20 protein-coding genes and 2 pseudogenes are annotated in these 22,762 nt (G+C 65.3%); 15 read left to right on the forward strand and 7 right to left on the reverse strand.

What is annotated here, in order from left to right:
* The first annotated feature begins 374 nt into the window (after positions 1–374).
* The 3 genes from LuPra_RS12715 (at position 375) to LuPra_RS34445 (ending at position 1,388) form a co-directional block, all read left to right on the forward strand.
* A complete protein-coding gene (locus LuPra_RS12715) occupies positions 375–629 on the forward strand; it encodes a type II toxin-antitoxin system ParD family antitoxin (protein ID WP_110171092.1) in 255 nt (84 codons plus the stop codon).
* On the forward strand, positions 626–928 hold the full coding sequence (locus LuPra_RS12720; RefSeq protein WP_110171093.1) for a type II toxin-antitoxin system RelE/ParE family toxin: 303 nt from the start codon (positions 626–628) through the stop codon (positions 926–928). Before LuPra_RS12715 ends, LuPra_RS12720 begins: the two co-directional genes overlap by 4 nt.
* A 115-nt stretch (positions 929–1,043) precedes the next feature.
* Positions 1,044–1,388 (forward strand): nuclear transport factor 2 family protein, encoded by a 345-nt coding sequence (locus tag LuPra_RS34445; RefSeq protein WP_162271368.1) that lies wholly within the window; start codon positions 1,044–1,046, stop codon positions 1,386–1,388.
* Between the two features lie 637 nt (positions 1,389–2,025).
* Here LuPra_RS34445 and LuPra_RS12730 read toward each other — a convergent pair.
* Entirely contained in the window at positions 2,026–3,357 is a 1,332-nt protein-coding gene (locus tag LuPra_RS12730; RefSeq protein ID WP_157899092.1) for a vanadium-dependent haloperoxidase, read from the reverse strand.
* 341 nt (positions 3,358–3,698) lie between these two features.
* On the opposite strand from LuPra_RS12730, the gene LuPra_RS12735 reads away from it, so the two are divergent.
* Together LuPra_RS12735 and LuPra_RS12740 are read left to right on the forward strand one after the other, a co-directional pair.
* On the forward strand, positions 3,699–4,055 hold the full coding sequence (locus LuPra_RS12735) for a winged helix-turn-helix domain-containing protein (protein ID WP_110171096.1): 357 nt from the start codon (positions 3,699–3,701) through the stop codon (positions 4,053–4,055).
* Positions 4,056–4,111: 56 nt separating this feature from the next.
* Entirely contained in the window at positions 4,112–6,460 is a 2,349-nt protein-coding gene (locus LuPra_RS12740) for an ATP-binding protein (RefSeq protein ID WP_418001414.1), read from the forward strand.
* Here the strand turns inward: LuPra_RS12740 and LuPra_RS34450 are convergent.
* Positions 6,417–6,596: pseudogene (locus LuPra_RS34450) on the reverse strand (nickel-binding protein); the annotation flags it as partial. The gene LuPra_RS12740 and the pseudogene LuPra_RS34450 overlap by 44 nt on opposite strands.
* A 240-nt stretch (positions 6,597–6,836) precedes the next feature.
* Entirely contained in the window at positions 6,837–9,218 is a 2,382-nt protein-coding gene (locus LuPra_RS12750; protein ID WP_162271370.1) for an alpha-L-rhamnosidase-related protein, read from the reverse strand.
* Between the two features lie 820 nt (positions 9,219–10,038).
* Between LuPra_RS12750 and LuPra_RS12755 the strand changes: the two genes are divergently transcribed.
* From LuPra_RS12755 to LuPra_RS12765, 3 genes are all read left to right on the forward strand, one after another.
* On the forward strand, positions 10,039–10,608 hold the full coding sequence (locus LuPra_RS12755; protein ID WP_110171099.1) for a cupin domain-containing protein: 570 nt from the start codon (positions 10,039–10,041) through the stop codon (positions 10,606–10,608).
* A 517-nt stretch (positions 10,609–11,125) separates the two neighbouring features.
* The gene (locus LuPra_RS12760; RefSeq protein WP_157899093.1) at positions 11,126–12,403 is read left to right on the forward strand and encodes a DUF1835 domain-containing protein; all 1,278 of its coding nucleotides are present in this window, start codon (positions 11,126–11,128) and stop codon (positions 12,401–12,403) included.
* A 158-nt stretch (positions 12,404–12,561) separates the two neighbouring features.
* Complete coding sequence (locus LuPra_RS12765) at positions 12,562–14,544, forward strand: glycoside hydrolase family 172 protein (protein ID WP_157899094.1); 1,983 nt, start codon at positions 12,562–12,564, stop codon at positions 14,542–14,544.
* A gap of 201 nt (positions 14,545–14,745) precedes the next feature.
* On the opposite strand, the gene LuPra_RS33185 is transcribed toward LuPra_RS12765, so the two are convergent.
* A complete protein-coding gene (locus LuPra_RS33185) occupies positions 14,746–15,303 on the reverse strand; it encodes a hypothetical protein (protein WP_234800863.1) in 558 nt (185 codons plus the stop codon).
* On the opposite strand from LuPra_RS33185, the gene LuPra_RS33190 reads away from it, so the two are divergent.
* The 7 genes and pseudogenes from LuPra_RS33190 (at position 15,275) to LuPra_RS12795 (ending at position 21,133) form a co-directional block, all read left to right on the forward strand.
* A complete protein-coding gene (locus LuPra_RS33190) occupies positions 15,275–15,433 on the forward strand; it encodes an amidohydrolase family protein (protein ID WP_335340793.1) in 159 nt (52 codons plus the stop codon). The two genes, LuPra_RS33185 and LuPra_RS33190, sit on opposite strands and share 29 nt — an antisense overlap.
* Positions 15,434–15,775: 342 nt before the next feature.
* The gene (locus tag LuPra_RS12775; protein ID WP_110171102.1) at positions 15,776–16,306 is read left to right on the forward strand and encodes a hypothetical protein; all 531 of its coding nucleotides are present in this window, start codon (positions 15,776–15,778) and stop codon (positions 16,304–16,306) included.
* Between the two features lie 11 nt (positions 16,307–16,317).
* The gene (locus LuPra_RS12780; protein ID WP_110171103.1) at positions 16,318–17,226 is read left to right on the forward strand and encodes a tyrosinase family protein; all 909 of its coding nucleotides are present in this window, start codon (positions 16,318–16,320) and stop codon (positions 17,224–17,226) included.
* A 117-nt stretch (positions 17,227–17,343) separates the two neighbouring features.
* Positions 17,344–17,964, forward strand: a pseudogene (locus LuPra_RS34455) (IS5 family transposase); the annotation flags it as partial.
* A gap of 56 nt (positions 17,965–18,020) precedes the next feature.
* The gene (locus LuPra_RS33195; RefSeq protein ID WP_234800864.1) at positions 18,021–18,287 is read left to right on the forward strand and encodes a hypothetical protein; all 267 of its coding nucleotides are present in this window, start codon (positions 18,021–18,023) and stop codon (positions 18,285–18,287) included.
* 456 nt (positions 18,288–18,743) lie between these two features.
* Complete coding sequence (locus LuPra_RS12790) at positions 18,744–19,130, forward strand: hypothetical protein (protein WP_110171105.1); 387 nt, start codon at positions 18,744–18,746, stop codon at positions 19,128–19,130.
* A gap of 425 nt (positions 19,131–19,555) precedes the next feature.
* Entirely contained in the window at positions 19,556–21,133 is a 1,578-nt protein-coding gene (locus LuPra_RS12795) for a phage tail sheath family protein (protein ID WP_110171106.1), read from the forward strand.
* A gap of 276 nt (positions 21,134–21,409) precedes the next feature.
* Here LuPra_RS12795 and LuPra_RS31840 read toward each other — a convergent pair whose 3' ends face one another.
* From LuPra_RS31840 to LuPra_RS12805, 3 genes are read right to left on the reverse strand one after another with little or no spacing between them, the layout of a single operon-like run.
* A complete protein-coding gene (locus LuPra_RS31840; RefSeq protein ID WP_157899095.1) occupies positions 21,410–21,547 on the reverse strand; it encodes a hypothetical protein in 138 nt (45 codons plus the stop codon).
* Entirely contained in the window at positions 21,528–22,163 is a 636-nt protein-coding gene (locus tag LuPra_RS12800; RefSeq protein WP_157899096.1) for a serine/threonine-protein kinase, read from the reverse strand. Before LuPra_RS12800 ends, LuPra_RS31840 begins: the two co-directional genes overlap by 20 nt.
* 48 nt (positions 22,164–22,211) lie before the next feature.
* Positions 22,212–22,412: a protein kinase family protein gene (locus LuPra_RS12805; RefSeq protein WP_110171108.1), complete on the reverse strand. Its 201-nt coding sequence runs from the start codon at positions 22,410–22,412 to the stop codon at positions 22,212–22,214.
* Between the last annotated feature and the right edge of the window lie 350 nt (positions 22,413–22,762).

The following is a 22,762-nucleotide window of genomic DNA, read 5'->3' on the forward strand; positions in this document are numbered from 1 at the left end:
AGTCCGGTGCTGAGCCATGCACCAACGCCCCTCATCGACACGCTGCGGTTGTGCCAGGGCGTCCGGGGCTGGGAGACCAGAAGGTCACGCTGCACGGATGAGCCAGCTGCGGAAATCGTCCCTAACACCCAGCCAATCACCTCAAGGCGCTCCAAGCTATTCTTTCACAAGCATTTGGCGGGATCGATCCCTCGTGCTCCCTTCCGTGCCTGATCGGAGTCGAGACCGCAGGATCTGGCTGACATCCCACGATGTCAGTGGGTTGGCGCGACGAAGGCGAGTTCGAGTCCCAGGCTGGTCTCGCTGGCTCCTGGCTCGATCGCGTGGCGTGCCGGCGGCCACAGACATTGCTAAACTCTGTTATTGAGGATGCCATGAACGTGTCATTGACGGCTGAGCTGGAACAATTCGTCGACGCCAAGGTCGAGAGCGGTCTCTACAACAATGCCAGCGAGGTCGTGAGGGAGGGCCTTCGCCTGTTGAAGGAGCAGGACGAGGTCCGGCTCCGCTGGCGCGAGCAGATCGAACGAGGCTGGCTGGAGGCGCAGGCTGGGCGCCTGGTTGATGGCCCAGCCGCGTTGACGCGCATCAAACAGCGCCTGTCGACTCGTTCGAAGAAGCGCGCGTGAGCCAGGCGTACCGTCTTACGGCGCAGGCCGAGGCGGATGTCGCGGCCATCGCTGATTTCATTGCCGCTGACAGTATCGACGTGGCGCTGAAGGTCGTGCTCGCACTGGAGGACACGTTCGTCCTGGTGGCGACGCAGCCAGGCATTGGCCACGCCCGTGAGGATCTGACGAACCGTCCTCTCAAGTTCTGGAGCGTCTACTCCTACCTGGTCGTGTACGACCCCGCCAGTGAGCCGCTGACGGTTGTGGCCGTCCTGCACGGCGCACGCGACGTGGCGAACATCCTGAAGGACATCTGAGCGACGGACCGCCGCGTGGGCAACTCCACATCAGCAGGCGGTCTCGTGTCCGGTACTGGAATTCGGCGCGCCATGGGCGATGAAACCGACGAGATTCGGCCGAGCACTCGATGCCATGAATGCGGCATGGCGCGAGCGTCGCTTCACGGACCTAGCCGCGTGCTTCGACGAGCAGGTTGTCATGCGCGGACCTGGTCTGGTCGAACTCGCTCGCGGACGGGACGCCCTCGTCAAGAGCTACGCCGACTTCATGACGAGATCGGATATCACTGAGTACGTGGAATCGAGGCATGCCGTCGACCGACGGGGCGATACAGCGGTTGCGCGTTTCGACTGGTCGATGGTGTGGATCCAGAACGGCAAGAGCGATCGCGCGTCAGGCCAGGACCTGTACGTATTTCAGCAGCGAGACCCGGTGGGTCGTTCTCGAGCGGGTCATGCTCTACTGCGCGCTGGGTAGCGACGTGGAGCCACGGACGCGAACGGTCGGGCGTGCGAGGCCCCTTGTGGCCTGAAGATGGTTGTCCGAAAGACTTGCATACACATTTCGCACAACCTCACAACGGACCGGACTGGCAGATGACCGTTGGTCTATCAGTTGCGCGGGAGTATCGGTCACTATCGAACTCCTTCGAACCAAAATCGCGACAAGAGAGGATCATGCGCCGTTACCCGCATGTCTAAGCCGATCTGTCGAAGATCAGTGACGCGAACGCCTCTGTCCACGAGAGCAGTTCCACGACTACTTACGCAGCCGGATTCGCGCGAACGTGGGCGATCGATTGATGTTCGGTTCGGACGAGGCCGGACCAGGTGCCCTGGGACCGAGCATCGACGGCATCACATCGACCACGGTCCTCAGCGACGGACAGAAGCGAGCCATCTTGTGTGAGAACGCGGCGCGATTCTTCCGGCTGACGGCGCGACCTCGGAAGTGAACGCCGCGGAAGATGCGGCTTCTCGCGCCGCACGGATGAGTCCGATCACTGAACAACCCTCAATCGACGGTGATACCGCCGATTTGATCGAGGCGGTTCTAAGGGACCCGCCTCTACGCGGCTGTGACGGTGGCGACTGGGAACACCCCAACTGAATACCTACCGCACCGGCTTCATGAATTGGTGAACGGCGTACGCGGCGATCCTTCGTCCGTGGTGCACGCCTGTCTCGACTGCCTTTCGGAAGTGAATGCCGATGTAGATCCGAGACACCGCGTTCTCGTCCGCGGCCTGCGAAAAGCTCGAGTACGAGCGGATCACTGGCGTCGCGTCCGTGCACGTGCTGCCAGGACCCACCGTCGTGCTGCACGCCGTGAACGACACATCGTCGGTGCCGAAGACTTGTTTCAGGATCTCTGCTGCCACGCCGCCCTGCACCGCGTGCCCCGAATCATGATCGGGTATCGGGTAAGTCGGTTGCAGAGGTGTCCAGGTCGAGTCGCCCTGCGTCGCTGGATTGCCGTCATCATCGCCTTCGCGGATCGCCGTGATCGGGCGCCAGAAGCTGTAGTGATACTTGACTTCCCATGACGCGATGTACCCGTCCGCCATGGCCATATTCAACAACCCGAACAGTCGTGCGTTCTCCCACAGATCGAAACCTCGGTCGGCCGACACCGCGCGCGCGAGGCGATTCCACGCCAACGGCGAACTCTCGATCCAGAACACCCCGATTTCGGTCTGGTCCGCGCTTCGTGTACTCGGTGTGGTGATGTCGTCACCGCCAATCAGCTTGATCTCGTTGTAATCGTCCGCGTACTCCTGGCTGCGTAGTGGGTGCGGCGGCCCAGGCCAGAACTGCCCGCTGTGCGCCAGCACGAACGGCGTCACCTGGCCGTAGTTGGACGCGAACGCCAAGGGCGGACCGTCGGGCGTGAAGCGCCACGCACCGGGTTCAGTGCCCTGGGGATAGCCGAAATCGAGCCACGTCGTCGTCTCGGATCCATCGCCGGCTCGCAAGGTGACAATGGCCGCCGCCGCGGCTTGCCCCACGGCGAGGCCCGCTGTCTTGGCCGGTCCGCTGGGTATGGGCATGACCGCGGCCGCATACAGGGCGTTGGCCTCCACAATTCCGCTCGCCACACACGCCGGCGATTCGGGCAATTTCGCGATGACCGACACGAGCACGTCCCGTGCAGCCGCGGCCACGGCCGCATCCACCGACACGGGTCCCTTCACGTTCGCGTCGAAGGCGTAGGGGCGCGCGCGGCGATCGATGGCATTCAGCGCGTCGTGGACCGCGCCGTGCACCATCGCATACATGCGGGACTCGGCGAGGCCATTCCCGCTCACGTGTAGACACGCCGCGGTCGCGGCCTTCGCGGCGTTCTCATTCCACGTGACTACCGCATCGGCGGCGGCGGTCGTGCCCGGCGACAACCCGAGAAGCGATACGCCCAGTCCGATGTTCACGGCCAGTTGCTTCTTCATGATTCCCCCCACATACCCTCGCGGGTCTTGACACACGTCATTGCTTGGTCACATCGATTTGCGGCTTGATCGATTCGAGTACAGTGCGGAGGCTGCACGTCGCTGTGGTTCCGGCCAGTGCCAGCCCAACGCCTTGCCTCCCACAGAGGAGACGCTCGCGCCTCGACATGCGCCGGTCGCGAAGCGGCGCGAGTGGCGTCGAAACTGGACGCAGATCGCACGAGCTTGGACCGGCGCGCGGGAAGAGTGGCAGCACCCACTCTACGTGGCTGCCAACGGCCACGTCCTTTGCTGGCCCATAGCAATTCCTTAGCCGGCCCATAATTGACGCGGCGCGATCCATGCCTGGTCCCGTGAGCAGCGTTTACGCGTTCGGCCCGTTCCGCTTGGACGTCTCTCAGCGCACGCTGACGCACGAGAACCGCCCAGTGGCGCTTCAGCCGAAGACCTTCGACCTGTTGCACCTGCTGGTGAGCAACCCCGGCCGCGCCTTGTCGAAGCAGGAGCTGATGGCTGCGCTATGGTCCGAAGCCTTCGTGGAAGAAAGCAACCTCGCGTTCCAGATCTCGGCACTGCGGAAGGCCCTTCGAAGCGAACCGACCCAATGGATCGAAACGGTGTCCCGGTACGGCTACAGGTTCGCGGCTGATGTGGTGTCGAGCTTTCGCGCGCTTGCCAACTTCCACGTCCCGCTTTGACGAACGCCTTTGAGGACGTGCCGCCCGCCCGTCGAGCGCAGCGCACGGCGTTTCCGGTGCCGATCCCTCGCTCCGCGCTGATCGGACGCCATCACGACCCGGCCACCCTCAGGCAGTTGCTGCGCAGAGACGACGTGCGGCTGCTGACGTTGAGCGGGGCCGGTGGATGCGGGAAGACGAGGCTGGCGATAGAGGCTGCCCTGGACGCGACGGACGCCTTTCCGGGGGGCGTGTCGTTCGTGGGTCTCGCGGGAGTCAAGGACCACGCGGGTGTCGGCTCCACGCTGGCAGACGTTCTCGGTTTCGAGGGCACCGACGACCGGCCGATGGCAGATGTACTCTCCGCCCACGCACGACTGACCCTCCATCGGCGGACCCTGCTCGTTCTCGACAATCTGGAGCACCTGCTCAGCGCGGCGGACCTCATCGTGGCGCTCCTGGATTCGACGCCGCATCTGCATGTGCTCGCCACCAGCCGGACCGTTCTGCGGCTGTACGGCGAGCACGATTACCGCGTCTCGCCCCTGGCGCTTCCCGACCCTGCTCGTCCCAGCACGCTCGACGCCTTGCGCGACGTACCGGCGATTGCGCTCTTCCTCGTCCGCGCGAAGGCTGCAGACCACGACTTCTCGTTTACTGCCGCGAATGCGTCTGCCATCGCGGAAATCTGCTGTCGCCTCGATGGGCTTCCCCTCGGCATCGAACTGGCGGCCGCGCACATCACCACCCTTCCGCCGCTTGTCATGCTGGCGCGGTTGCGCAACCGGCTGGATCTCCCCCAGAGCGGCTATCGGGACGTGCCGTCGCGGCAGCAGACGCTGCGCAATGCCCTCGACTGGAGTTACGACCTGCTCGCTCCCGCCGAGCAGCGGTTGTTTCGCCGGATCTCGGTCTTCGCCGGTGGTTGCACGCTGGAGGGCGTCGAGGCCGTGTGCAATGCGGCGCACGACCTGGGAGTGGACGCCATGGTTGGCGTCTCGTCGCTGATCGCCCGGAGCCAGCTGCGCGAGCTGCGTCAACGCGGTGAGCCTCGGTTCACCTCGCTCGAGACAATCCGCGAGTACGGGCTCGAGCTGCTTGCCGGCAGCGGTGAGGAGGCTGTGGTGAGGCGCGCCCACGCCGCGTATTGCCTCGTCCTCGCCGAGGAAGGCCACGCCGCGATCACGGACGAGGAACGTAGCGGCTGGCTCGAGCTGTGCACCCTCGAGCGGGAGAACTTTCGTGCAGCCCTTGCGTTTCTCATCGCCGGGGACCATGCCGAGTGGGCGCAGCGGCTCGGCGTGGCGCTCCACGCGCTCTGGGACCGACCGGATCACCTCTCCGAGGGACGGGCGCAGTTGGCGGCGATCCTCCGGCTAGGCAACCCCCAAGCGCGTCAATCCCGGACCTGGGTGAACGCGGCGGTCTATGCCGCTGGGCTGGCTGCCGTGCAGGGCGACTTCGAGTCGACGCGAGCCCTGCACCATGCGGCGCTGGAAGTCTCTCGGGTACTGGACGACCCGAAGGGCGTGATCAACGGCCTCACTGGACTGGGGTTTGCCGAGCGTGGTCTGGGAAATCATGTCGCCGCGCGGTCATGGTTCGAGCAGGCTCTGGCCGCCAGCCGGCACATGGACGACGCGTGGCGGATCGCTGCGGCACTGAGCAATCTCGCGCGGGTGCTCGCCGATCTGGAGCAACGCTCCGCGGCCGCGGCAGTGCTGCATGAGGCGGCCCGGACTTTTGCCAGGATCGATGACTCGAACGGCGCGGGCTGGGCGTTCCACCAACTCGGCGAGATCGCCCACCATGCGGGCGATTTGGAGGAGGCAAAAGAAGCCTACGAGCGGGGTCTTGCGTTGTTTCAGCGGCTGGGCCACGAGTGGGGAATCGCGAGGTGCTGCCTCGACCTCGGATATCTCGCGTGCGAGCAGGCCGATCGCGCTGCCGCGTCGGCGGCCTTTGCCGAGGCACTGCGCCTTCTCCACGCGCTGCAGCATCGCCGAGGCATCATCCAGGCGCTCGAGGGATGTGCGCTGCTGAGCGTTCTCGAAGACGATCCGGTGCGGGCCGTGACGATGGCCGGGGCGACGGCAGCCATGCGCCGTGCCAGCAACCTGCCGTCCGTGAAGACGCGCATCAGCAAGCTGCGCGATGACGCCGTCTCGCGGGCGTGGACGCGGATCGACGAACGCGCGGCGAGATGCGCCTGGGACGCCGGCGCGCTGCTCTCTCTGGAGGCGCTGGTTGCGTTGGCCTTGGACGGGCGCCGGGTGCCAGGACCGCCACCTACTGAAAATTCGTCGGATCGAGCAGGCGTCTTACCGCCGTCACACGATCAGCCCGGAAGCCGCCACGTCGGGCGTGCTCCAGCACCAGTGACTCATCCGGTGCGTAGTAGATGCAGTAGATCTTGTCGTCGGTGACGTAACCCTGGATCCACTGTGTCTCCGGGCCCAACTCCCGTAGCACCTGCAACGACTTGAGCGAATCCTCGCGAATCTGGTCGTCCGATGGTACCTGGCCGGGCGACAGGTCGCGTTCGATGACGAATTTCGGCATGTTGTTCACTCTGTCTTGACTGAGATGTGGGCGCTCATGGCAGGACGCTGCCGGTGCAAAGGACTGGGGCCGCCAACGGCTTCATATATGAGTTTCCTCGCTCAGCGCAATGAGCACGTGCCGCGGTTCGGTAGTCGTTCGCGGCCGCGGACACCGACGACGGAAACATGTCCGGCACGTGCCCTCGCCATGGCTTGGAGTTTCACCGTGTGCTCCTATGGCCGACACCCGGACCGAATCTCAGAACGACACCGTCTGCCGACCGGGCCGCATGGCGATCTGCTTTCCGTTCCATGCAAAGACACCCTCGAGCCCCTGCGGGAGGGTCACCTCACCGCGCAGACCACCACCCGCGGTCCGGGCCAGCGTCACGGAGATTGTCCCAGCAGGATGGGGCACGCGTCCCTCGACGCGCTGCAGTGGGCCGAGGTGGGGCTCGATGCGCACTCTCTTGAATCCGGGCTCCGCCGGCCGTACACCGACGACAGTGGCCAGGAGGCCATAGTTGGGGTGCGCGCTCCATGCGTGCGAGTCGGAGCGCGTCGGTTCTGGCGTCTCGGGAACCGTGGTCAGGCCGAGGTCCAGCATCCCGCGCCAGGGCACGAGTTGCTCGACGTAACGGTCACCGAGTCCCGCCTTCCTGAGCGCCTCGAACTGGTAGTAGCTGAAGTAGTAGGTCGATTGCGTGAGCGTCGTGTCCGACAGCACGCGCTCCATGAGCGCGGCCTGGTCGCCAGCCGCCACGGCGTCAGTGAGCACGGCCATGACGTTCGCCTGCTGGCTGTACGTGGTGCCACCCGGCGTGTCCCGGAACAGCCCCTTGGCCTGATCCCACGATCGCTGGCGCACGGCGTCGCGGACCTTCCGAGCGAGGCTGCGGTAATGGTCGGCCAGCCCGGGCACGCCCAGCGCCTGCTCCAACTCGGCGGCGCGATCGAGGGCGTAGACGAATTGCAGCGAGATCACCGTCGAGTGCCCCTCCGAGCCACCGGGCGGAACACCGCGGCCCCACTCCTTGGCCCAATCGACGTAGGGCCACCAGGAGATCGGACCGAGCAGGCCCGTGTCGTCGACCTGTCGTTCGAACCAGGCAAGGACCGACCTCGTTCCCGGCAGGAATCCGCGCACGTAATCGGGCGCGTCGCGGTGCATCCAGAAGTCGTGCACCATCGCGACCCAGATCGGCGAGAACGTCGGAATGTACTGACCCAGATCGGAGGGGTAGCGGCTGGCGGTGATCCCCTCGGGAATCCGCGAGAAGTCGAAGTGCTCGATGGCCTGGCGCACGAGGCGGTCGTCGTTGCTCATGTAGAGCGTGATCAGCGCCTGGATGCGCGTGTCCCCGACGTACTGCAGTTGTTCGTAGTACGGCGTGTCGAAGTAGGTTTCCCAGGCGCAGAGCCGGGCGCCGCGCCAGTTGATCGCCCACATGTCGGCAAGCCAGGCGAGATCGCTGGAGAACTGGGCTGCCAGCTCGAACGGATAGCCCACGAAGATGCCGTGCAGGTCGTGGACACGGAGAGGCTCTTCCCCCGTTGTGATCTCGAGCTGCACATAGCGGTAGGTCCTGAACCACAGTGTCTGGAATCGACGACGATTCCCACCGTCGGGTCGGAACTCGTCACGAACGCCGGCGATCGTCTTGCCCTCGATCCCGTTTCGGTTCCCCTTGTTGCCTTTCGCGTCCTTGAGGGCCTCGGCGTACACGAGCGCGACGGTACTGCCGGCGCCGCCGCTCGTCTCGAGCACCGGGAACGCGTTGGTCAGGTGTCCCTGGTCCAGCAGGAGCACTGCCCGCGACCGTGACGGCACGATCAGTTCGCTCTTGCCCTGCAGGAAGCCGGCATTGGCCTGGACGCCCTCGGTTCGGCGCACGCTGGCGAACTGGACCGGGGACTCCTCCATCGGGGGAATCGAGCGTGGCACGAGTTGCCAGCCGCCTGCCTCGCCGAAGGGGTTCCCGGCTCGGAGTTGGGTGCGCCTGGCGCGCGCGCCTCTGCCGGCTTGCGCCGCCACCCAGTCATCCTGAGGGTAGTCGGGGTGTTCCCATCCCCACGGATAACGCCGTGCGTCGATGGCCTCGCCCGGCGGTGCCGCGTAGTAGCCGCCGATCGCAGGGCCTGGCACCGGGATCCACGTGTAACCCTCGTTGCGCAGGACCTTCCACTCGGGGCCTGAGTTCACGATGGCCTCGCGTGGGCTGTTCCCCTGCAACAGGAAAGCGGTCTGGCGACTGAACTGGGCGACAGGTTTCTCGTCGCCCCAGTTCCATACGACGGCGGCGAGGACATTGCGGCCCGCTCGAAGTCGTGGCGCCAGGTCCACGGTCTCGTAACGCCAGTGCATCAGGTCGGAACGTTGCGGTCCCGACGACACGGGTTCGCCGTTCACGAACAAGCGGTAGCGGTTGTCGGCAGACACGTGGACCACGAAGGTCGACGGCCTGGCGTCGAGTTCGAACACCCGGCGGAAGTGGAAGACGCCGAACTCGTTGCCGGCTGCGCCTGGCGGGAAGACCCAGAGTGCGGCCGGCGCCTTGTCGAAGACCTGGGGCGCCTGGAACTGGGCGGCGGCGGTGCCCACCCCCGTGACCAGCCAGCCGACCACGCAGACACAAGACAAGCGTCTCTTCATAGACCCTCGGGCGTGTTTGTCACGACAGGCGCGAAACACTGGACGGCCAGCGGCTGCTCGAACGCCGGCGTGCCGACTCTCCCAAGCGGCGCCCGGGCTCTTATTCGCTGCTTGACGGGAGCGACGGCCTGAAGCATGGGAACGTCGGCGTTGCGGGTAGAGTACGACCATTCGTGGACTGAGAAGGAAGTGACACCGTGTACGCCACGTACCGGAAGGCGCGGCCAGGCGAGTCGCCCACCGACCTCTACATCGCGATGTGGAGTAGTGAGCGCCGGCGTAGAGGCGCGACGCGGCTTTGATGCGCGGCTCTTGGCGCTCCGCTCGTCCCACGGCGTGTGTCCGGTGGCGTGCCGGCGGCCTCCGCGTCATGATCGTGCGATGAAGTCGCGGGTGCATCCCACCTACACGACGCGCTATCGAGTGGGATATTGGCGGGCGAGCGCGCGCCACGCGCACGTCGTGGTGCCGCCGACCAGGACGGCAAGGGTGTCGCGCTCAGCTAGGGACGGCAGCGCCGATCTAGGCGACTTGTACGACTCTTCTCAGGCAGTCGACCGAACGCAGCCAGCTGGTCACTTGGTTCCAACTGGCGCCGGTCCGCTCCGCCAGACTTCGCCGCAGCGCGCCGTAAGGAACCTGCGAGCGAGTCCCCGTTCGCCTGCGCCTGTCGCGGTCGTGTTGAAGGCTAAGCCGTGTGGACCGGCGAAGGCATGCATGCACTTCTCCAAGGGAAACGGGAACGAAGCGCCGGATTGGTTCGTGAGGGAGAATAGCGCATGCGAGCGAACCGTCCTTGGAGGTCGGCATGGTGAGCGTTGATCTTGGGCGCCGCGGGTTCGTCGAAGCGCTCGCCGGGTTTCCGCTCGCGGGGATGGCGCCAGTCGACCAGACGTCGAGTCCGCCCGTTGTGAAGGTGGCCGCCGGAGCCGGCCGGTTGGACGACATCATCACGCTGCCGGGCGGCGACAGGATTCACGTCAAGGTCGCGACCCAGGAGAGCGGTGGCGCGCTCTTCATGACCGAGCAGCCCATCGAGCGGCGTGGCTCCGGCCCACCAAGGCACTACCACGAAGAGCAGGACGAGTGGTTCTATTGCCTCGCCGGAGAATACGTCGTCGAGATCGGCGAGCAGCGGTTCCGGCTGGGGCCAGGCGATTCGATTCTCGGCCCGCGACGGGTTCCGCATGCGTTTGTCTATGACGGCGCGGGGCCGGGGCGGATCCTCATTGGATTCACACCCGCGGGGCGTATCGAGCAGTTCTTTCGTGAGCTCGAGAAGCGGGGCCAGTACTTCGGCAATGGCTCGCCGGAGGACAAGGAACTAGCGCACCGGCTGTATGGCATCGTGAATGTTGGACCGCCCTTGAAATTGTGAGTGGCGCGCGCTGTGCTTGTCAGCGATCCCATCGATCTTCGTCTCGTTCAGGGCGCTCCATGATCAGGCGCGCCGCGATCACCGACGTGGAAGCACTCGAACGGCGCCAGTGGAAGAAGGTCTCGGACTACCATCGGCAGGCCCGGTGGAGAACGCCTTCTTCCGCTACAAGACCATCATTGGCGACGGCCTTCGCGCCCGTAGCGCCGGTGGTCGAGACGTCGAGGCGAGCCTTGCGTGCCGGGTCCTGAATCGGATGACCGAGCTTGACAGGCCTGAGTCGTGTGCGATCAGTCGGTGACGAGTCGGTGGGTCGGGGGACTGCGGTCCACTCTCGAGCCATGCACCAACGCCGCGATTGACCGCGACGATCTCCCGGCGCAGAATGAACGCGCTCGGTCGGAGCATCCACGTCCGCGGAAAGGGCTGCGCCCACGACCACGATCGATTCGCACATCGCGATCCATCGTCCTCTTTCAGCCTGGTGCGGGCGCAGGCACGTGAAAGGGGATTCCACATGCCCGGCACGTCCGATCCGTACGCCTCCTTCCGGCTCAATCTGGAACAGCAACGTAAGCGCGCGAAGGATCTGCTCCGCGCGGTCCGCGCGGGCGATGCGGCGGCGCGCCGGCGTCTCGCTGACGCTGTCGCACTCCCGGGGCCAGATGCCGCGACGATCAAACTCGCGGATGCACAGTTTGCGATCGCGCGTGAGCTCGGGTTCAGGGCGTGGCGTGACCTCCGAACTCATGTGATGGCGCAGGCCGCTGCGCGTGAGGCGATCACTCAGCCTGGCCCCGCCGTTGACGCCGACATGCCGACGCTGCACGTTCGCTGCGGATCGGACATCAAAGGAGCGCTCGAGGCGGCGAGATTCAGCGGTGACTTCCTCGCCGTGTGGGACTCGTTCCCCGTCGGGCCCGTGACGGACGCACCAGACTGGATTGCACAGCGCGCGCGCTTTCACGCCGATACCGGTACTGTCCGCGATGTAGGTTACGACGCATTTCTCGCGGAGCTCACGGACGCAGACCGTCGGCTCGCGGCATCCGCCAAGAGCTATCCGCGCGTAGTCATCTGGACCGAGCATGACAGCCACGACCAACTCTCGCTCATCCGCTGCCTCGCACATTACGCGCGAACGGGGCCGCCGAGTGTCCTCGAGCTGATCGCAGTAAACCACTTTCCCGGCTCACAGCGTTTCATCGGACTCGGCCAACTCCCGCCCGAAGCGATGTGGCTGCTCTGGAATCGGCGCGAAGTCATCGATGCTGAACGGCTGTCAGTCGGCGCCGCAGCGTGGGCGGCGTTGACATCGGGGGATCCCCGCGCCCTTGCGGCCATCGCTCGCACGCGAACGCCGGCACTGCCGCATCTCGCACCGGCCGTGCATCGCCACCTGCAGGAGCTTCCGTCGTCGGTGAACGGCCTCAGCCTGACGCAATCCTTGCTCTTACAGATATTGGCCAGGGAGCCCGCCAGCGTTGGCGACCTGTGGCGAGTGTCCCAGGGGAAACTGGAGCCGATGCCTTTTCTCGGCGACACGATGTTTCTGCACATCCTCGACCAAATGGCACGTGGCCACCCGGCCGTCTACGAACGGTCGGTGATCGATCCGGCGGGTCCGTTCAGCGATCGCCTTGCCATTACCCAGACTGGCCGTGAGGTGCTCCAGGGCGTGACCGACTGGCTCTCCTTGCGACCTCCCCCACGGTGGCTCGGCGGCGTGCGGATCGATCCGTCAACGCCGAACTGGCGCTGGGACGAGGCTCGACAGGAAGTTACGATGGCGTGAGTAGCGCGACTGCCGGGGATGGACGGTCTTCGCACGTTCCACACGCGCCACCCCGAGTTCAAGCTGGTTGCGCGCACGATTCACGAGGACGATGGATCCGAACAGGAGTGAAGATCAGGCGACCTGGTGCTGTAGACACACGGCATAATGAGCGCGCCGTGACTCGCGCATATCTCATTGGTGCTGTGCTGCTAGCCTCGGCGCTCGCGTCGTTCGCTCAATCTCCAGCCGCGGCGCCGGTCGGCCTGCCCGCAATTGCCGCCTTCGATCGCCTGCCGCTCGTCGAAGACGACGCGCAGTTCCTGTACGCGTCGAGCTATGACCGCACCGGTGGCAACGACGACGGCTTCAAGGGCACGTACTCGGCGCTGGCGTTGGATGCCCGCGGTGAGCATGTGATCTTCGATGCGCGCGGACCGGGTTGCGTGTATACGCTCTGGTTCACAAGCCGCGTGGACGGCTGGGGCGGCCTCGACTGGGGCCGCCTCCGCCTGTACTTCGACGACGAGGAGAGCCCGCGGCTCGACATTGGAGCCGACGAACTATTTGCGGGCAGCCGTCAGCCGTTCGTCGCGCCCTTCGTCTACGGTCCCTTCACGTCGACGGGCGGGCACGTGCTGCAACTGCCGCTGCCTTTCGCCAGGCGGCTGCGCATCACGACCGAGCGCCGGGCCGGGTTCTACAACGTCGCGTACAAGCTGTATGCCGCGGATCGACCGGTCACCTCGTGGACGGGCCGCGAGGATGCGTCGGACGTGGCCAACATGTGGACGCGACCAGGCACGCGGCCCCGTACCTATCCATCGACCGTTCGCCGCGCTGGCGCCGTGCAACTCGCCGCACCGCTCACGCCAGACGGCGCAATGGTGCCGCAGCAGGCCACGCTCGCATCGATCGACGGGCCGGGCGTCATCACCGCACTCACGCTCCAGCCCCTGTTTCCGCTGACCGCGTACCAGCTCGATCATCTGCGTCTCCGCGCGTACTGGGACGGCGTCACCACGCCCGCGATCGACGCGCCGTTCGGCAGCTTCTTCGGCTCCGGACTCGGAGAGGCGGACGTGCGCGCTGTGCCGATCGGCATGAGCCCGTCGGGACGCTACTACTGCTACCTGCCGATGCCGTTCTGGACGTCGGCCCGGATCGAGATCGTCAACGAGGGCCCGGGGCCGTCACCCACGCTGCGCTGGGAGATCGACGCCACGCCGCCTGCCGACATGGGCTACACCCGCGACCATGCCGGAGTCTTCCACGCGCGGTATCAGCGCGAATGGCCGACGACGGACGGCCGCGATTACACGCTCCTCGAGACCAAAGGCCGCGGCAACTATGTCGGGCAGGTGATGACTGTCCAGCCGCTGCGGCCCGAGGTCAAGCGCTGGTGGGAAGGTGACCTGCGGATCTACATCGACGGCCGCCGTCATCCGGCCCTGCAGGGCACCGGTCATGAGGACGAGTACCTGGGCGGCTGGTCCAACGAGTGGCTGATGAACCCGTATTCGTTGCCGATGCACGGCGAGCCGAAGACGACCGGGCTGACGCAGGTGGACTTCCAGTGGAACGCCGCCACCACCGTCTATCGCTTCTTCCCCACGGGTATTCCGTATCAGTCGGAGCTGACGGTCGTGACCGAGCACGGCGTCGACAATGGTGTGCCGGCCATGTACTCGAGCGTCGCCTTCTACTACGAACGGCCGGAGCCGGCCACGATGGTGGACGCGTTCGACGTGGGCGAGCCGGCCGACGAGGCCGCCCATCGCTACACCGCGACGTCGGCCAGCGTCGTGCGCGCGCTGACGTCGCGCTTCGAGGCGCGGCACGGCAACCGTGAGGTCAGCGATCGCGGGCGTGACGTCATCGGGCGGTCACGCTTCACCATGACGGCTCCAGTGGGCCACGGCGCCCTGCGACTACGTCGGCTCCGCGATCAGGCGCGCCCCCAGGAGGCAGAGCTGTGGGTCGACGGCCGCCTGGCCGGGCGCTGGTCCTCGTTGGCGATCAACCCGGACAGGCGCTGGGCCGATGACGACTTCCTCCTCCCGTCGTCATTGACCGGGGGACGGACCTCGCTCGAGATTGAAGTTCGGGCCGTCGGTGGGCCGTGGTCCGAGTTCCGCTACGAGCTGTGGGCGACGCGCTGAGCGCCGCGTCGACGATCGGTGCGGCCGTGTGGCGCAGTGGGTGTGATCCGGTTTCGTAGACACCTTCTGAAGGGTGGATACGATGGCGCCCAGGCCCGCGCGCGGCGTTGGTGCATGGCTGCTGGGGCCGCGTCGATGGGCGCGCGGTGGCCCTGCGCTCGTCCAAGTCGCATAGTAGGATTGCGGCCTCCAACTTTGTGCTCAGATGGTGCCCTTTGGGAAAAGCGGTACATCATGCGTCGCAGAACTGTTCTTGCCAATCTGTCCATGCTGGGGATCGAGGTCGCACGTGGAAGGTTCGGCCAAGCACATTCCGCACAAGGTGACTCCCATCGAACGAAAAGCAAGCTTCGCAAGATCGCTACGGAAGAAGCGTGCACTTTTCCCGAAATCGCCAGTGCCCTTCGTGACGTAGCCCGTGCCGGCGGAACCAATCTCGATCTCCCGTTGCTGACAGCGATCGACAACGCACCGACAGGAACCCAACCGCGCTTCTTGCCAGAGTTGCTCGATCTCGAGACACAGCGACTCGAGGACATGGATCGCCATGGCGTTGATGTCCAGTTGCTGTCGCTGACTGCGCCGGGCGTACAGATGTTCGACGCCGATACCGGCTCGTCGCTCGCCATGGTCGCAAACGATCGACTGGCCGGGATACTTCCAGCGGAACTTCGCGATCACGACCAGCGGTGTTGACGATCCGCTGGCACTTCGATACTGCATCGACAGAATCGGGGCGGATAACATCATGTGGGCCATTGACTACCCGTTCCAGCCGACGGGTCCCGCAGTGGCGTTCATCGAGTCGGCACCAATGTCCGAGACTGACAGGGAAAAGATTGCGTACAAGAACGCTGAGCGCATCTTTCGTATTGCCGCCCTCGGCTGAGCCGAGGCTACGAACGGTGCGCGGTGGGTGAGTCGCAACTGTGACCTTGACGGTCTGGATTCCGGATGCGGCAATCGAGAACGCCTTCTTCCGCTACAAGCCCATCATTGGCGATGGCCTTCGGGCCCGTAGTGGTGGTGGCCGGTCAGTTGAGGCGAGCCTTGCGTGTGGCGCCCTGAATCGGATGACCGCGCTTGGCAGGCCCGAGTCGTCTGCGATCACTCGGCGACGAGCCGTGGGTTGGGGGAGTGCCTCTCCAGATCGAGCCATGCACCAACGCCGCGTTGCGGCGATGTCCGGTTCGCGGCGGTCTAGCGTTTGTAATCAGGAGGGGGGAACTGCATGGCTCGAAAAAGCGCATCCGACGCCAGGCCGAGGAGGCCAGCGCTGTCGAAAACCGGCGAGATCACGGCAGACGCCAGCCTCGTGCAGGCGCAGAAGAACGCGGAGTACTTCAAGAAACTGCTCACCGACATGCACGCGCACGGCGACATGGACTCGGTTCGTGAAGCCGACCACAAGGGCCACCACATCGTCATCACCACGACCTACAAGATCACGATCGACGGGAAGCCGTTCACGGCCGCGCTGGGCGTGACCAACGACGGGAGCGTGCACTACCACGGCATGCCGAACGTCGGGTTCGACTCCGCCATCGAGCTCATGAAGGCCGTCATCGACACGTTCGTCGACGACTTCAGTGGTGGCGGCGGTCACGGCGAGGATCACGGGCCTGGCGCTCACGAGCATGGCGGCGACCACGACCACGGCATGATCGCGGCGAGACCTCGCCCGCGGAAGAAGGCCGCACCGACGCGGACCAAGACGACGACAAGAAAGCCGCGGCGTTCGGCGACACGCGCGCGCCGGTAGGAGGGCGGACCATGGCCGTTCGAAAGAACATCGTTACCGACGCCGCCTCGCGCCAGAAGTACGTCCAGGGCACGCTGGCACTCAAGGCCCAGTTCACGGGCGTCACCACGTCGACGCTCGGCATTCCGGGCCCGAACCGCCAGGTCAGTACCTGGGATCGGTTCGTCGCCTGGCACAGTGCCGTCATGGGCGTCGCACACTCGAGGCCCATCTTCCTGCCCTGGCACCGGATGATGCTCCGTACGCTCGAGCAGTTGATGCAGCAGGCGCTCAACGATCCGAATTTCGGCCTGCCGTACTGGGATTGGGCCGCAGACGGCCAGCTGTCCAACGCCGCGCAACTCTCGGCTCCGGTCTGGAGTAACAACTGCATGGGCACCGCGTCGTCTGCGCCGGGCCCCTATACACTCGTCGCTTTTCCCATTCGACTCGCGTCGAACAACGCCGGCATGCTCGTCCAGGTCAACCGCCCGCTGCAGCGGACACGAGGTGCAGGGGTGCAAGGGATGCCGAACCCGTCACTGCCCAAGAAAGCCTCGACCGCGGCGGCGCTGGCAACGCTTCCCTACGACGCCGCGCCCTGGAACCGGAACTCCACGGGATTCCGCAACCGGGTCGAAGGCTGGAATCCCCCGAACGATCTGCACAACCTGGTACACATCTGGGTGGGCGGTGACATGCTGCCGGCCTCGTCACCGAACGATCCGGTCTTTTACCTGAATCACTGCAACGAGGATCGGATCTGGGAGGCCTGGATGGTCAGGAACGGGCGCAATTACCTGCCAACCAGCACGACGCCCGGCGGGCCCGCCGGCCAGCGGCTCAACGATCCGCTCGCGTCGCCATTCGGACCGTCGGTCACGTCGGCCCAGGTCCTGAATATCTCGAGCGCCTACACCTACGACACGTTGACCGTCTGACCGGCGCGCGACGCGTTGCCGTCTCGCGGCGTTGGGCATGGCTGCTGGGCCGGCCGTCGATGGGCCCGGTGTGGGACCAGTGGCGTGTGTCGGCCGCCCACGCCGCATGATCGTGGGATGAAGTCGCGCGTGCATCCCACGCACAAGACGCACTATCGGGTGGGGAATTGGCGGGCGTACGAGCGCGCTCTCGTCAGGAGGGGCGACGTGACACTGTGGCTGTCCCCAGACGCTCGGGTTGCCTCGGGAGTTCCGCCGTCCGGTCGAGCAGGCGGACAGCAGCGTTTCTCGAATCTGGCCATCGAGACGGGGCTGACCCTCCGACTCGTGTTTCGCTTGCCAATGCGCCAAACGGAGGGCTTCCTCCGGTCGATCCTGACCGTGATGCGCACCAATCTCGACGCCCCGGACCACACGACGCTCTCGCGGCGGGAGCAGTTGCTGAACGTGGCGGGGCACAAGACCCTCGCCACAGGACCGCTGCATCTGATCGTCGACAGCACGGGCCTCTCAGTGGTGGGTGAAGGGGAGTGGGCGGCGGCGAAACACGGCGGCCGTGGCACGCGAGGCTGGAAGAAGCTGCACTTGGGTGTCGACCGCTCCGGCATGATCGTCGCGCACGCGCTGACCGAGGCGACGGTCGATGAGGCAACCGTGGGCATTGACCTGATCGGCGCGGCGGCCGGTGGTATCGCCAGCGTCACGGCGGACGCGGCTTACGACACGGTGGCTTTTATGAGGCCGCGAGCGCGCGACACGCACAGGTGGTCGTGCCGCCGATCAGGACGGCAAAGGTGTCGCGCCACGGACCACGCTCGAGTGTGCACGATCGCACGATCACCGACGTGGAAACGCTCGGTCGGCGCGAATGGCAGAAGGCCTCGGGCTACAACCGGCAGGTCCGCGTCGAGAATGCCTTCTTCCGCTACAAGTCCATCATTAGCGATGGTCTTCGGGCCCGTAGTGGTGGTGGCCGAGAAGTCGAGGCGAGCCTGGCGTGCCGCGTCCTGAATCGGATGATCGCGCTTGGCAAGCTCGAGTCGTTTGCGATCACTCGGTGACGAACCGTGAGTTGGGGAAGTGCCTCTCTAGGTCGAGCCATGCACCAACGCCGCGAGCTACTGCAACACGGCGCGAGTCGTTCGAGCCGGCGATCAGGCTTGGCCGCGTTCGAGCTGCCGTGCGAACCGTGACAGGTGCAGGAAGCCCCACCGCATCGCGACGTCGGCGACGCCGGTCGAGTCCCAAGCCCGGCGGCAGTGTCACCGTCGGTGATATCGGCGGTCTCGGCTACCTCGCGATCCAGTACGCGACGGCCGCCGGTTTCCACGTTCACCGCAGGGACTCGCACTCAAACCAAGGGGGATCTCGCCCGGCAGCTCGGCGCCTGCTACCCTGAAAATGCGATTGTGATAGGACTGCCTTACGTGGGCTTCACGTCTCCAAGAATACGGACGCTTACCGGGTCCCGGGTCCAATCCGTCGTTCCCGACAGCGCAACAGAGTGGAGGCGACCGATGCCGACCGATAAGAGCGTGTTGATAATTGGATTCGATCCAAAACTACTGGATTTCTCGTCGCCCGAGCTTGCACCGACGAACTTGACCGCCGAGGCGGTCAACGCCGGCATTGCGGCGGAATTCGAACGCCTTCGAGGGCTTGGCTACGAGCCCGATGGATGCTTCGTGGATCTCGGCGAGACGGCAGAGACCGTAGTGGCGTCCCAGCTCCGCGCAAAGGACTACGGCTGCGTGATAATCGGCGCTGGAGTGCGTGCCAATCCAAAGTACTTCCTGCTCTTCGAGAAGCTCCTGAACGTCGTCCACGAGTTCGCGCCCAAGGCTCGGATCGGCTTCAACACGAAACCGACTGATACTGTCGACGCAGTTCGACGGTGGTTATAGGAGGCGCGCGTGGCCAAGGGTGGCGTTGGTGCACGGCTGCTGGGCCGCCGTCGATTGGCCGGCCGTTGAGCCCTTGGGGTGGTGACTGCCCACGCCGCATGATCGTGGGATGAAGTCGCGGGTGCATCCCACATACAAGACGCACTATCGGGTGGGGAACTGGCGGGTGTACGAGCGCGCCCTCGTCAGTCGGGGCGACCTGACCTGTGGTTCTCGCCAGCCGCCAGGGCCGCGTAGGGCGTGCCGCCGTCCCGGGCAGCAGTGGTTCTCGGATCTCGGATCGAGGCGAGCTTGACGTACCGTGTCCTCAACCGGATGACCGGGCTTGGCAGACCCGAGTCGTCTGCGATCAGTCGGTGACGATCCGTGATTTGGGTGGTACGAGTCCAGTGTGAGCCATGCGCCAACGCCGGAGATCGACGGCAATGCCTGAGTACCTGTCGCCAGGAGTCCACATCGACGAGATCGAACCGGGGCCGCGGCCGATCGAAGGCGTGCCCACGAGCACCGCAGGCTGTCTGGGAGAAACGGCGCGTGGCCCGCTGGAACCCCGTCTGATCACCGGGTTCGAGGAGTTCAAGCGGATCTACGGCGGCTATCTGTCGGTGGACATCTCGACGCTGCCGTTTGCCGTGGAGGGGTTCTTCATGAACGGCGGCCGGCGCATGCTGGTGGCCCGGATCGCGGCGGCCGATGCGGTCGCCGCGCTCGGCGATCACGACGGGACTCTCCGCCTGTCGGCCATCGGCCCGGGCGACTGGGGCAACCGCATCGCCGTCAAGATCGAGCCGGGCAGTCTCCAGATCGCGGGGCAGCCGGCCACGCACTTCAAGCTCACCGCGATGTGTTGGGACGTGGCGCCGCCAACCGATCCGCCGATCGATCCGACGGCGGCCGAACACGTCACCAATTCCGACCGTCGCGAGCCGACCCTGCTCGAAATCTACGACAACCTCGTGGCCGACCCGGACTCGGTCGACTTCTACGAAAGACGCCTCAACGGCAGCTCCAGCCTGCTGCGGGCCCAGCGTCTGGCGCCCGGCGTCCCGCAGCCACTGGCGCTGGTGATGCTGGCAAGTCTCGGCAATGCCGGCGCAAACGGATCGGCAGTGACGGTCCTCGACTATCGCGGCCGCGAGCTGCCGCCGCTCCCCGACAGCACGGCCTATAAGACCGGCCTGCAGGGCTTCGCACAGATCGACGAGATCGCCATCCTCATCGCGCCTGCTCATCACGTCATCCCCAACCTGACGACCGAGATCATCGCGCATTGCACGTTGCTGCGCGATCGGTTCGCCATCCTGCACTCCGCGCCGGGGACCGACACGCTGGCCAACATCACCGCGATCCGCCCGCCGCAAGACACCGCGTTCGCTGCGTTCTACTTCCCGTGGATCAATGTGTTCAACCCGTTGATCGATCAGGACTCGTTGGTACCGCCGTCGGGCCATATCGCGGGCATCTACGCAAAGACCGACGTCGAACGCGGCGTGTTCAAGGCCCCGGTCAACGAGATCGTGGTCGGCGCGCGGTCGCTCGAATTCCAGATCAACAATCAGCAGCAGGACATACTCAACGCGCACGGTGTCAACTGCGTGCGCCTGTTCCCGTCGCGCGGCATTCTCGTATGGGGCGCGAGAACCGCCTCGAGCAACAGTCAGTGGAGATACATCTCGGTGCGTCGTCTGCTCCTGTTCCTGGGTGAGTCGATCGACGAGGGCACGCAGTGGGTCGTGTTCGAGCCGAACGACGAGCGGCTATGGGCGCGTGTGAAACAGGCCATCACGCAGTTCCTGGGCAGCCAGTGGCGGAGCGGTGCTCTGATGGGCGCGACACAGCAGGAGGCCTTCTTCGTGACGATTGATCGCACGACGATGACTCAGGACGACATCGACAATGGCCGCTTGATTTGCCTCATCGGCGTCGCCCCGTTGAAGCCGAAGGAGTTCGTCATGTTCCGCCTCGCGCGGCTCAAGGACGGCTCCGAGATAACCGAGTTCTGACGCTCGGGCCGATGCGCCACGGCCGACCGCGGCATTGGTGCACAGCGCGGGCCGCCCGATAATAGCCCGAGGCCTTCTGCCATTGACGCGGCCCGAGCGTTTCCACGTCGTTGATCGTGCCTCGGGCCTGCCAAGCGCGGTCATCCGATCCAGCACACGACAGGCACGGCTCGCCTCGACGCTCCGGCCACGCCGATTCCGGGCGCGATGGATCAGTCGGTGACAAGGCTGTGGGTTGGGGAATGCCAGTCCAGTGTCGAGCCATGCACCAACGACTCACTTCGTCGGCACGAGGCGCTTCAGTTCATCGAACCAATGCTGCACGACGACTACGTTGTCAGGTGTGAGGGTCACCCCGTCGCCGCGGCTTTGCTTGAGCATCAGGAATCGCCCATCAGGGGCGACGTCGAACATGGTCGGTCCGCCGATGAATAGGTACGGACCTTCGAACAACTTCTCCGGTGTTCCCCAGTCGGCGGGCGTCGCGCCGCGCACGGCCACGGCCATCACCGCTTGCCCCTTGCGATAGAACAGCGTTTGGCTGTTTCTGCCCCACACCGGTTCCTCCCCGCCGCCCGTCGAGAGCGACCATCGCGCAGTCGAGACGGAAGATGCGGCGGCCGGCCAACATCTCGAAGAGCACGCAGCCGAACGCCCATACGTCGCTCCGCCTGTCAGCCTGGTGCTTCGCCTGCTCGGGGCTCATGTACGCAGCCGTGCCCAGAATGACGCCGATCCCCGTGATGGCTGGACTGGTGAGGGTCGGCGACTGAGAGGCGTCGATCACCCCACGCGCCGAATCGAGTGCCTTCGCTAATCCGAAATCCAGCACTTTCACGGTGCCATCGGGACGGAGTTTGATGTTGGCCGGCTTGAGGTCGCGATGAATGATGCCCAGGTCGTGAGCAGCTTCGAGGGCATCCGCGATCTGCCTCGCGATTGGCACCGCCTCGTCGACCGGGATGGGGCCTCTTGCTATGCGTTCCGCGAGGTCCTCACCCTCGACCAGTTCCATCACGAGCGCGGACACCCCCCCCACTTTCCTCCAGGCCGTAGATACCCGCGATGTTTGGATGATTCAGTGAGGCGAGGACTTCCGCTTCGCGTTGAAACGCGCGAGCCGGTCGGCATCCGCCGCAACGGAAGGCGGCAGGATCTTGATGGCGACCTGGCGCTTCAGCTTGGTGTCGGTGGCCCGATAGACCTGCCCCATCCCGCCCTCACCGAGCAGGGCGATGACTTCGTAGACGCCGAGACGGGTGCCGGGAGCGAGTGCCAAGAGTGACGCGATTATATGGGGGGACGGTCTTCGGTATGCGCCGTTTGGCAACAACGGCGTCCTCCGTGCAGCGTCCGTCACCCATCGCGTCCGTCTGACTACCGACAGCGGGCGAGGGCGGAGTTGAGCTACTGCTCATGTCCTTCTGATCACGAGCGTTCCGGACTCACGACTTGAGCGTGAAGGCCGAGTAGCCGGACCGCACCGTCGGCGAATGGAAGGACATGATCATGTCTGGCGCCGCCCGCCCCACAACCACCCATCCCGTGCCTGCTTGAGACGAAATCGACGTGATGCGTGCCGATGGTTCGGACGAGCGGGCGTTGACCGACGACGCGTTTGAAGAAGGG

The organism is Luteitalea pratensis (assembly GCF_001618865.1).
GTDB classification, from domain to species: domain Bacteria; phylum Acidobacteriota; class Vicinamibacteria; order Vicinamibacterales; family Vicinamibacteraceae; genus Luteitalea; species Luteitalea pratensis.